Genomic DNA, 10,933 nt, shown 5'->3' on the forward strand with positions numbered 1-10,933 from the left:
GTCTTACATAACGAACCGATATAGACTGGTCTAGCCGAATGAGGAAATTATATAAATACAGAATGTTTATTTGAACGACGCTTTATTTAGACCAGTTACATAAAAGCTCCTCTGTCCTCAATTATGTCTTAATCCTCAGAACTAATGTCTTAAACCTTAATTCTTGCAAGAATATCAACAAGCTCACGAAGTAGAACAATTGACTTGTCAACCTCGCCCTTGGCGGTAGAACAGTCATCCGACAGCTGTTGTGAAGCATGGGTAATATCCTGCATATTACCGGAGATTTCAGCAGTTGCTGTAGTCTGCTCTTCAGCAGCGGTAGCAATCTGTGTAATCTGGGCATTTACCTGACTTACCTGCATGGTAATGTTGTTCAGCAGCTCCTCAATAGTAGAGGTTTCAACTGCAAGTTCATCCATGTTCTTAACAGATGACTGCATAGACTCATTAGCGGTGTTTGCATTAACCTGAATCTGAGAAACCATCTTGGTGATTTCCTGAGTTGAGGATGAGGTTCTTGATGCCAGAGCACGAACTTCATCTGCAACCACAGCGAAGCCCTTACCAGCCTCTCCGGCACGGGCTGCCTCAATAGCTGCGTTCAGAGCCAGCAGATTGGTCTGAGATGCAATGTCGTCAATGGTCTGAACAATTGAGCCAACCTTCTGTGCCTGATCAACCAGAGCCTGAACATTGTCAGCATCCTGCTTGGACTTAACCACCTGATTCTGAATACCCTCAATGGTAAGCTGAACCTTGTTAACACCTTCACGGGTGGTCTCATTGGACTGATTAGAATTTGCTGCTGCAGATTCACAGTTCTTGGCGATATCGCCAGTGGTTGAAACCATCTCATCAGCAGCTGCAGCAACTGTCAGTGAACGTGACTGAGACTCCTGAGATTTCATGTTCATGCTGTTGGTCATCTCGGTGATGGTCTCAAAAGCATTCTCAATCTTGTTTGCAGAATCCTTAATCAGAACAACATTGCTCTGCCAGTCCTTTCTCATCTTCTCAAGTGAGTTTAACAGAACACCGAACTCATCGCTGCGTCCTTTATTGCTGATAGTCTGTGACAGGTCACCCTTTGAGATGATGGAGGCCTGATTTACAGCATAATCCAGGATTGAAACAAATGAGCTTGGCAGCTTGATTGCTACGAACAGGGATAAGGCAACAGCAATCAGAGTAACGATGGATACGATCCAGATTGGAGTAGGATCAGTCATCTCGGTAATGTGATTGTTTACACGTCCCAGATATACCCCAACCAGCTTGTTAACAAGTTCGATAGCGCCGTTGATGGTAGGGAATACTTCTGTTGAATAACAGTTTCTTACGTCAACTGAATAGCCTTTGTCTACCATGGTCTCCATCTTGTTCTTCCACAGGTCGATTGCAGAATTCAATGAAGACTTGATGTTTTCTACATCCTTGGTGTCAGACTCTCTGAACACAGTCAGATTAGCAATTGCATCCTTCAGAGCTTTAACCTTTTCTTCTGTCTTAGCTGCTGAATCTTGGTTGTACAGAGATACAGAGTTGTTGTACATAACCAGATCATCACGGAAAGCTGTAGCAGCCTGAGAAACATTAACAATTCTTGCATAATGATTCTCAATTACTCCCTTAACAAACCCTGCAACATTTCTTGATGAGTTTGCGTTTGAGATTGAAACTATAGCGATAATCAGAGTCAGTACAATTACTAACGCGAACGCCATACCTAATTTGGCCTTAACGCCAAGTGATTTTTTGTTGTTCATTATGATCTCACACTAAGAATTACAAATAAGACTTAACGTAATACAATAACATCAGACGGCTCTCTGCATAACAAGGAGTACATCCTCTGATACCGCAAATCTACTATGATTATAGTCAAATGACAGCTAAAAAAATGATATTCAAAAGGTTTTTAATTATTTATGCGTTGAAAATTATCAGAAATAAAAGAAACTTCACAATATTTGCAGAATAAAGCTTTACTTATTAAAGAATTATTCTAATCTGCCGACTGTGATTGCTCTATTCCTCTAGTTCTGCAATTCCAATTCTTGCTCTAACTATATCAGAGTTAAGAATATTGTTAAGTTTTTCGTAGTTTTCTTTATTAAAACTGCGATCATTATTCTTGTGGCGAAGATGGAAGACACCTGTTGCATATCGTCCAGATCTGAGTTTTACTCCTGAATGAATCAGTCTTATGGCCAGATCATAGCTTTCATAGCCCTCGATGTCAGGAGAACACTCTGAACCGTTGACTTTCAGATAATCTTCTTTGAAAAGTCCGAAATTGCAGCCGTAGACTTTCTTCCAGTCATCCCTGAGATCTCTTAGAGAATTGAAGTAAGGGAATAAAAAAATCTGATGCAGTCTTTTGATGCCATGGTTCTGATATACCTTAATCCACTGCATGAAGTTGTAATTCCAGATCTTCTCGTCATTTTCCAGGATAAGTTTTGAACACTCTTCAGAGACAGAGAGTCTGTTGCCTGCCACCAGATAACCTCTCTGAGCCAGTTTGCGGTGGTTTTCAATAAAGGAACGTCTTGGAATACAGTCTTCATCGAGGAATACGAGATAATCCCCCTTGGCCTTGAGTACAGCTCGGTTTCTGATCATGGACTGTCTGAAGCCATCATCTTCATGCCATACATAGGTTATAGGGTAGTTTGAATCTATGATCATGCGGTTGATGATTTTTCTGGTATCCTTGCCGGAACCGTCATCGGCGATAATTACCTCAAAATCTCTATCTGTCTGATAGTTAAAGGCTTTTAAAATCAGAGATAATGCCTCTGGTCGATTATAGGTTGTAACAATTACCGAAATTAGCATCAGATTCGCCCTTCGTATTTATTGAGACTGTACAGCTTCAGATATTTTTCCATTGTGTAAAAATAATGCTCTGCACAGAATACAAAACCAAGTTTACCATCCAGAAAACCGCCATGAATAAAGTACATCTTGATAAAAGCCCATAGAGGCTTGAAAAAGATACTGGCAAAGCCACAGCTTTTTCCCTGATCATGGTATTTCTTTGCTAAAAGAGTAGAGTAGCGGTTGGATTTTTCCAGCTGCACTTCCCAGGTTTTATATGGAAAATGGATCAGTCTTCCTTTCAGTTTATGTTTAGGATATGGTGAGTGCAACCTTTCATGGATAATGCCCTCATAATAGGAGCCTTCCTTTTTAAACAGTCTCTCCACATTATCAGGACGAAGAACCCCATGCAGCACCTTGCCCTGCATAAAATGATTCTCTCGACTGACCTGATAGCAGATATCCTTGTTGACTTCCACGCAGATCTTAATGTCATGAGCCAGCTCTTCTGTGATTCTTTCATCAGCGTCGAGCATGAATATCCAGTCATGTTTTGCTTTCTGAATACCGAAATTTCTCTGGGCAGAAAAATCATTGTTCAGATCTCTTTCGATAACTGTTGCACCAAGTGATTGGGCAATTTCAACTGTTCTGTCATGAGAATCATTGTTTAAAACCAGAATTTCATCGGCAAAAAGAGCACTTTCGATGCAGGCTTTGATATTGTCTTCTTCGTTGTGGGTAAGAATGATGACGCTTAAAGGTAATTTATCCATATACAAAGGCTGAGAAAAGTAAGGCAGTGTATTAACACTGCCATATTCATTTACTGATTAGTGTGACATTACGTATTTTACGAACTTGAGCTTGGTGGCATCATCTGCACTGTTATACATGTTAACCAGCTCATTGTATGTAACTGATGATCCTACCACACCGCCACCAACAGCTGAGGTACTCATGGCTGAAGTGCTACTGCTCATTGGCTCCATGGTAAGTCCCTGAGCTGGACCTGAACCGTTTGAACCGGTAGAACTTGCTCTGATGGTTGGAGTACCGTATTTTGTCATAGTGATACCACGCTGGGCATCAGGTACATCAGTTGGAGCATATAATCTGCCCAAAGAGGTAAGTTCAGCCTTATAGTCTCTCATCAGAGTAAAGCCTCTGTCTGAGGTTAAAACAAAATAGCTGGCCTCAGACTTGTTAAGCTCTCTGCCGTTTGAATCGGTAAGTGTAATCTTCTGCTGTTCGGCATAACGCTGTGCCTGATCAATGCTTGATGGCAGTTTGTACTTAAAGGTTACAACCTGATCTTTCTTCAGATCTTCAATATTGATAACTACAGGATTTACAGACTGAACCAGTTTGGTGTCCTTGCCATCCTTGAAGGTATCCTTGAAGCTTAAAACAACCTGATGTTTGCCGGAACCTAATTCAATCATACGGCTGAATCTGCTGTAGCCGCTATAGTCTTCAATACCGTCAACAAGTTCAACATTGTAATGAACAGGTACCTTAAAGCCTGTATCTGCATAAGCCTGTACAGAAAATACAGCAGCAAGTGCAATCAGTGAGACTTTGATCTTTTTGCTTAACATATTATGTTTTTCCTAATTAAAGTGTTTGATTAACGTTTATCATATCATATTAGAAAGAGTATTCAGCTCCGATCAGGCCTTTATTTTTATCCATGGCCATTCGCTTAATCTGGGCCTCAGAATAGAATCTTTCAGGCTTTGAAGAAACATCAAAGGAAGCTTCGGCAAATACCTTGAAGTTCGGATTAAAGCTGTAGTAGACGCCGCAGGTTATATCCGATCTGATATTTGCTCCATCAAACCTCTTCATGCCGTAGCCCAAAGTGGTAGAGAAGCCGTTATCAAAGGCGTAGTTTACAACTGCCTCATAACTGTAAAGTCGGTTGGTGTACTTGTTGTACTTGGTTACAGTTCCGTTTAAGGCAGCATACAGACCTTCACCGAAATTACCGTAGGTTATGGACAGACCTTTATCTATCTTGTAGGTTGGTCTTAGAGAGTAGGCTGTATTCAGATCATCCTGTGAATCCCCCAGATGATACATCTTTTTAATCTGAGGAGAGAATTCCTTGGCCATCATGTCATTCTTGTCCGGCTGCAGATAGTAGTAGCTTAAACCGTAGGCAATGCCGATACCGTTGGCAAGTCTTGTGGCAAAGGCAAAAGCCGCACCGTTGTGAATATTGACATTAGAGCCGTTAACATCATCATAAGCTGTCTGATATGACATTCTGAAATCCCAGCCCATAGCTGAGAGAGAATACATGATAAGACCTGGCTGGTAGTCACCAAAGGCATAATGGTCGTTTACTCTGCTGTCTAATTCCTGATAGACATCAGTTACACCTGCAACCGTATAGAATGCATTATCTCCACGGCCGAAGGTTAAGGTTCCATACTGCTGGGCATCAAAGCCGACATACTGGGCACGGGTTATGAATTTATCGGTGCCGTTTGCACCTGATGGCATAATCCATTCTGAGTAGCCGATTGCATAGACATTGTCTGAAAGCTGTGAACGTCCGGCTATTCCGAAATAGACGGTACTCTGCAGAGTATTGTCGTCATTCTGTTTGTTCTGAATACCTTTAACATGACGGGCAGCACCATCAGAAAGATACATGGCGTTGATTCTACCGAACAGATCCAGATTGGTTCCGTCCTTTTCATAAACGGTCGCAGATTGAGCCTGAGAAATCAATGCAATAGAAAGAGCTGCCGCAAGAGGAATTTTTTTCATAGAAAGTACACCAGACTGCTTGTTATCTTTTCACTGTTATCTTCTACCGTTATTATCAGGAAACAGTGTTTATTTGAAATAGTTTTCAATAAGCTATATTAACAAAAAATTATGCTTTTTAAATGCTCAACATCCTGTGCTTTGTATGTTGCACCCCAGCTGTCGATGTCAGCACACTCATTCTGACCGTATCCCCATAAAACAGCGACAGAATCGGTCTTAGCGGCAATTGCCGCTCTGATATCGTTTAAATGATCTCCAACGTACAGAGCATCTTCTGATTTGATTTCAAGGATCTCCAAAGCCTTTAAAATTGGCTCTGGATGCGGTTTTGAATGGGTTAGAGAATCACAGCCCAAAATAAGCTCAAAATTTTTGGAAAATTCAAACTTAGATAACACTTTTTTCGCCATAGCGTAGTATTTATTGGTAATGACTGCGGTTTTAATGCCGCTTTTGTGAAGTGTCTGTATAAGCTCACCGATTCCATGAAACTCTGTAGTTCTGTCACAGATATGAGCAGTGTAGTATTCAGCAAAACAATCTCTCATGACGGATTCTATTCCCGCACTGTCCCATTCCTTTTCTGGAACCCCCAGTTTCATCATTTCTCTCATACCGGCTGTGACCCTGGTTCTGATGATTTTCTCATCAAGTTTCCTATAGCCGAATCTGTCTAAAGTGTAATTGCAGGCTGCTATAAGATCGGGGGCTGTATCTAAAAGAGTGCCGTCCAGGTCAAAAAGAATTGCTTTATATTTTGTTTTCATCGGTTAAAAAACTTAAAATTATTATTGAAATTTGCTAGAATATCCCGCTGGGCAAATTTTAACATAGCTCATTTAATAGGACTAAAGACTAACAATGATTGATACATCTAAGATAGACAATTTTCAAAACCGCATTCAGTATCTTAAGGATTCTGTTGCCGCTGTAAAGGATTTTCCTCAGGAAGGTATTCTGTTTCGTGACATTACTACACTTTTAGAGGACCCTAAGGCTCTGAAGGATACAATCGACCTTCTGTACGATGTATACAAGGATGAGAAGATTGACTATATTGCAGCAGCAGATGCCAGAGGCTTTATCTTTGGTTGTGCTCTAGCTTATAAAATTGGCTGCGGTCTGGTTCTTGTCCGCAAGAAAGGCAAGCTTCCTCGTGAGACCATCAGTCAGGATTATGACCTAGAGTACGGCAAGAATACTCTTGAAATCTGCAAAGGCTCATTAAAGAAAGGTGACAATGTTCTACTATTGGATGATTTACTTGCAACTGGCGGTACTGCTGGTGCTATGATAAAATTAGTAGAAAAATCAGGCGCAAACATTGTGTCCTTCGCTTTTATAATTGAGTTGTTCGACCTTGGCGGAGCTAAGCGTATTAAAGATACCTACGGTATCGATTCCTTCAGCTTAATCAGCTTCCCTGGTCACTAAGAAGATAAAATGGCAATAGAATCCTCAGGACAGTATCAGGCACTAGCAAGAAAATACAGACCTCAGTCATTTGATGATGTTGTAGGTCAGGAGCATGTGGTTAATGCTCTTAAGAATTCCATAGATTCACAGAGAATTCATCATGCTTATCTGCTGACCGGTACCAGAGGAATAGGTAAAACCACTATTGCCAGAATTATTGCAAAATGTCTTGAATGTGAAGAAGGCATTTGCTCAAATCCTCACGAACATTCTGAGTCCTGTTCAATCTGCAGTGCCATCAGCGAGGGCAACTTCCCTGATGTTATTGAAATTGACGCAGCGTCCCAGACTAAAGTCGATGATACCAGAGCTCTTTTAGAAAACACTCAGTATCCACCTCTGCAGGGACGCTTTAAAGTTTATATCATCGATGAGGTTCACATGCTGTCAACCAGCAGTTTCAATGCACTGCTGAAGACCTTAGAGGAACCTCCTTCATATGTAAAATTCATTCTCGCTACCACTGATCCTCAGAAGATTCCTACAACAGTATTATCTCGCTGTCTTCAGTTCCAGCTCAAATCTCTGACAATCGATCAGATTGCCTCTCGTATAGAGTACATTGCCTCAAAGGAAAATATCCCATGTCAGAATGAGGCTGCAGTGATTATTGCCAGAGCCGCCAAAGGCAGTATGCGTGATGCCTTATCCTTATGTGATCAGGCAGTTGCTCTGGGTAATGGTGAGATTAAAAGAGATACAGTTCTGTCTATGCTAGGTACTGCAGGTGATGGCTTTATCTCTCAGGTACTTGAGCTTTTAAAGGTTAACTCTCAGGTTAAACTTGGTGAGGTTCTATCCTCAGTAAGGGCTATCTGTCCAAACTACAAGAGTCTGCTTGACGAACTGGTACAGACTTTCCATGATCTTGCTCTATATCAGATGATCGGCGGTAAGGATGCGCTGAACGTATTTACCACACCGCTTTCAATTCTTGAAAACTATTCAAAAGATCTGTCTGCTCAGGGGATTCAGCTTTACTATCAGATCTGCCTTCAGGGCCTTGAAGAGTACAAGGTTGCAGCAGACGGTGCGTCTGCCTTTGAAATGACCGTGCTGCGAATGCTAGCCTTTACACCCGAAAAAAAAAAGATTGGCTAGGTGAAGACTGTCCTGAACTTCTTGAATATCTGAATAATGAACTTCAGGGCTTAACTCCGGAACAGCTTTTATCCTCAGACTTTTTGTCCCTGTCTTTACCAGATAACCTTGCAGGCAGTTTGTCTGATATTCTTGCTGTTAAATCAGAGACTGTCGGCCAATTTGTTTCTGAAACTTCTGATGCCTCTCCTAAAATCTCTGAGGTTATCAGTCCTAATGCAGTTCCTGCCGATACGCTGTCTAACGTTGATACTTCGGATAACAGCGAAGATATAAGCAAAAAAACTGATTCTGTATCTGACTTAGAATCAGACTCTGTTTCTGTCCAAAGTTCCGCTACATCAGAATCAGCTGTCTCACCTGTACAATCTTCAGCATCAACTGAAAATGATTCTAAGCAGAGTAATGCAGAGGGCAGCGGCACTGAGGCTTTTGAGCTTCCTAAGAATAACGGCCCTGTTTTCAATCCGCCTATGGATGGTTCCGATCTCAAGAATGTATCTCATAACAATACCAGTGAGTTATCTCTTTTAATCAGTGCCTTAGAAGAACAGCAGAAACGAACGGTTACTACTCTTAAGACCGATAATTCTGAATATACTAAAAAGCTCGATGAGATTTTCAATCCTACAGTTCCATCCTCAGAAATTGTTCCACAGAATGAGAACTTAAATACCTCAACTATTTTTAATGAGAAATTTCAGAATGCCAGAAGTGTCATAGACAGTAAGCTTGATATAGTTCTGGATGCTGAAAGATACCTAAACGAACTCAGATCTTCTGCTCAAAAACTGACTTCAGCAGATGACGGACAGGTTTCAAGTGATGTTTCAAGAAGTATTGAAGGTATATCTTCCATTGTTGCTGATTTAACCTCTACCAAGAGCGCATCTTCAGATTTAAAAGCAGCTTTGTCCAAGCTTCCGTCCTTTGATGAGGCAGGGAACATTGTAAATGTTCCTGAAGCTGAGAATAAGGCAGAAGCTTCAGTTCAGAGTGATGACGTTCCATTTGAGCTTACCCCTCAGTCAGAGGAGCTTAGTGTTGATGAGGCCTTTGCACAGGCTCAGAAGGAAGCTCTGGCTCAGCTTGAGCAGGATAAGGAATTAGAGAATCAGTTAAAAGAGGATGCGCAGCGATTAAATCAGTCCTTAAGAGATTCGGCCATTAACCTTGAGTCTGTAATCAATCCTCAGACAGAATTACAGGAAAAAGCTGATCTTCTGGCAAATGAGGATGATTACTACATTCAGAATTTAGATGAGCCTGTCGCTGAAGGGGAGCAGTCATATGCTTTGGAGTCGGAATCGTGCGTAAAATCCAGTGAGCAGACAACTTCTTCATCAGAAAAAAATCCTAAAGAGGATGATAAAGAAGCTACTGTTTCCAATACCAGGACAGGTATTGAAGTATCCTATGTAGCAGGCTACTTTGAAGGAAATACCAAAGAGGTTACAGAGATTATTCCTGACAGGCTTGAGACTCTAGATGCAGTTTTATCTGAGGTTGAGAGCACTGTCGCCTCAGCACCTGAATCCATCATTGGATCAGCAGGTAATAAGACTGTTGAAAATGAGCTTTCTCCTTCACTGCAGCAGGCGGTTGATGCGGCTTTAAGCGGAAATTTCGGTCAGAATCTTAATGCGGCAACAGAAAATGTAGCAACTGTTCATCCTGCAGTTTCAGCTCCTTTTGTTATTGCTGAGTCTACAGAATCATCTGTCTCACTGTCTTCAGTAGCAACTGAATCTGATTTGGCAGAATATCCTGATGCTGTTTCAGGTGGCTCTCAGAATATAGATTCAGACTTTACTCAGGTAAATGATGATGACGATTTAGAGGATGATTCTCATATAGAAACAGTCCGCGTTAGTGATTTAAAGGCTGTTGATAACTCCAATACCTCTGAGACAGAGAATAATCTGATTGACGGTAATCCTAAGATTGTTCGTGAATCAACCTTAAAGCTTATAGAGGCAGAACGTCAGTTTGAAAACAGACGTTTAGGCAGAAAGCTTGAACCTAAGGATTTTTACTATAAGGTAGAACAGACTGATTCCTGGTTCCAGACTATTCTTAAGTCAGGATACAATGATGGTCCGGTTTTCTCTGCTTTATGCTATTCAAAACGCACTATTGATCCGAACGATCAGTATAAATGGAAACTCCAGATTTCCGATGATTTTGAGCTCATGACCATGGCTCCTGATTTTCATCATAATCTTAGAACCAGATTTTCCTTTGTCCTGAATCATCCTGTGGAGATCGAGCTTGAATCCTTTAAAGGAATTCCTCCTGGATGCCCCGAAGAGCTTGCCAGAATGTGGTATATCAAAGAAATTGAAAATGCTAAGTATGAAATTTCTCAGAACGAGGAGCTGAATAGTCTCCTCTCAAGGCTTGGAGAGGATCTGAGAACACTTAATATCAGCATTTATACTCAGAGCAGTCTTCCTTCTAATACTGATAAGTAGAAATGTATTATATTTGACAAATTAATTGTATCAGATTCAGAGAATGGAAAGCATCATATTTGACAAATTGAATGTATCAGATTCAGAGAACGGAATGTATTATATTTGAAAAATGGAGGGTATCCATAGTTCAGAATATTTATCTGTATCGACTAGATGTCAAATACCCGCGGATAAATCCGAGGGCTTGCTAGTCAGCATAATATAGGTACAAGCGATACCAATTGGTAATCTCCCTACACTGCCAGCATCATCGGACAATTGACAAT

General features: G+C 41.0%; 9 protein-coding genes. 3 read left to right on the plus strand and 6 right to left on the minus strand.

From position 1 onward, the window contains the following. Positions 1-149 precede the first annotated feature (149 nt). From QZU45_RS08855 to QZU45_RS08880, 6 genes are all read right to left on the minus strand, one after another. A complete protein-coding gene (locus tag QZU45_RS08855) occupies positions 150-1,769 on the minus strand; it encodes a methyl-accepting chemotaxis protein (protein ID WP_295354300.1) in 1,620 nt (539 codons plus the stop codon). A gap of 262 nt (positions 1,770-2,031) precedes the next feature. After that, positions 2,032-2,844: a glycosyltransferase gene (locus tag QZU45_RS08860; protein WP_295354303.1), complete on the minus strand. Its 813-nt coding sequence runs from the start codon at positions 2,842-2,844 to the stop codon at positions 2,032-2,034. Further along, positions 2,844-3,605, minus strand: a complete 762-nt coding sequence (locus tag QZU45_RS08865; protein WP_295354306.1) for a glycosyltransferase family 2 protein — start codon at positions 3,603-3,605, stop codon at positions 2,844-2,846. Before QZU45_RS08865 ends, QZU45_RS08860 begins: the two co-directional genes overlap by 1 nt. Positions 3,606-3,662: 57 nt before the next feature. Beyond that, positions 3,663-4,430: a DUF2057 family protein gene (locus QZU45_RS08870; RefSeq protein ID WP_295354308.1), complete on the minus strand. Its 768-nt coding sequence runs from the start codon at positions 4,428-4,430 to the stop codon at positions 3,663-3,665. Positions 4,431-4,479: 49 nt separating this feature from the next. Further along, positions 4,480-5,610 (minus strand): hypothetical protein, encoded by a 1,131-nt coding sequence (locus QZU45_RS08875; protein ID WP_295354311.1) that lies wholly within the window; start codon positions 5,608-5,610, stop codon positions 4,480-4,482. Positions 5,611-5,708: 98 nt separating this feature from the next. After that, complete coding sequence (locus QZU45_RS08880) at positions 5,709-6,380, minus strand: HAD-IA family hydrolase (protein ID WP_295354314.1); 672 nt, start codon at positions 6,378-6,380, stop codon at positions 5,709-5,711. 94 nt (positions 6,381-6,474) lie between these two features. Between QZU45_RS08880 and QZU45_RS08885 the strand changes: the two genes are divergently transcribed. The 3 genes from QZU45_RS08885 (at position 6,475) to QZU45_RS08895 (ending at position 10,664) form a co-directional block, all read left to right on the plus strand. Next, positions 6,475-7,047 (plus strand): adenine phosphoribosyltransferase, encoded by a 573-nt coding sequence (locus QZU45_RS08885; RefSeq protein WP_074841594.1) that lies wholly within the window; start codon positions 6,475-6,477, stop codon positions 7,045-7,047. A 9-nt stretch (positions 7,048-7,056) separates the two neighbouring features. Continuing rightward, positions 7,057-8,190, plus strand: a complete 1,134-nt coding sequence (gene dnaX / locus QZU45_RS08890; RefSeq protein ID WP_295000089.1) for a DNA polymerase III subunit gamma/tau — start codon at positions 7,057-7,059, stop codon at positions 8,188-8,190. A 119-nt stretch (positions 8,191-8,309) separates the two neighbouring features. Next, the gene (locus QZU45_RS08895; protein WP_295354318.1) at positions 8,310-10,664 is read left to right on the plus strand and encodes a hypothetical protein; all 2,355 of its coding nucleotides are present in this window, start codon (positions 8,310-8,312) and stop codon (positions 10,662-10,664) included. The last annotated feature ends 269 nt before the right edge of the window (positions 10,665-10,933 follow it).

Origin of the sequence: uncultured Succinivibrio sp. (genome assembly GCF_902756765.1) — a bacterium.
Classification (GTDB): Bacteria; Pseudomonadota; Gammaproteobacteria; order Enterobacterales; family Succinivibrionaceae; genus Succinivibrio.

Excerpts from the sequence above, each read along its gene's own strand:
- QZU45_RS08855 (WP_295354300.1), bottom strand. The coding sequence starts at position 1,769 with ATGAACAACAAAAAATCACTTGGCGTTAAGGCCAAATTAGGTATGGCG.
- QZU45_RS08860 (WP_295354303.1), bottom strand. The coding sequence starts at position 2,844 with ATGCTAATTTCGGTAATTGTTACAACCTATAATCGACCAGAGGCATTA.
- QZU45_RS08865 (WP_295354306.1), bottom strand. The coding sequence starts at position 3,605 with ATGGATAAATTACCTTTAAGCGTCATCATTCTTACCCACAACGAAGAA.
- QZU45_RS08870 (WP_295354308.1), bottom strand. The coding sequence starts at position 4,430 with ATGTTAAGCAAAAAGATCAAAGTCTCACTGATTGCACTTGCTGCTGTA.
- QZU45_RS08875 (WP_295354311.1), bottom strand. The coding sequence starts at position 5,610 with ATGAAAAAAATTCCTCTTGCGGCAGCTCTTTCTATTGCATTGATTTCT.
- QZU45_RS08880 (WP_295354314.1), bottom strand. The coding sequence starts at position 6,380 with ATGAAAACAAAATATAAAGCAATTCTTTTTGACCTGGACGGCACTCTT.
- QZU45_RS08885 (WP_074841594.1), top strand. The coding sequence starts at position 6,475 with ATGATTGATACATCTAAGATAGACAATTTTCAAAACCGCATTCAGTAT.
- dnaX (WP_295000089.1), top strand. The coding sequence starts at position 7,057 with ATGGCAATAGAATCCTCAGGACAGTATCAGGCACTAGCAAGAAAATAC.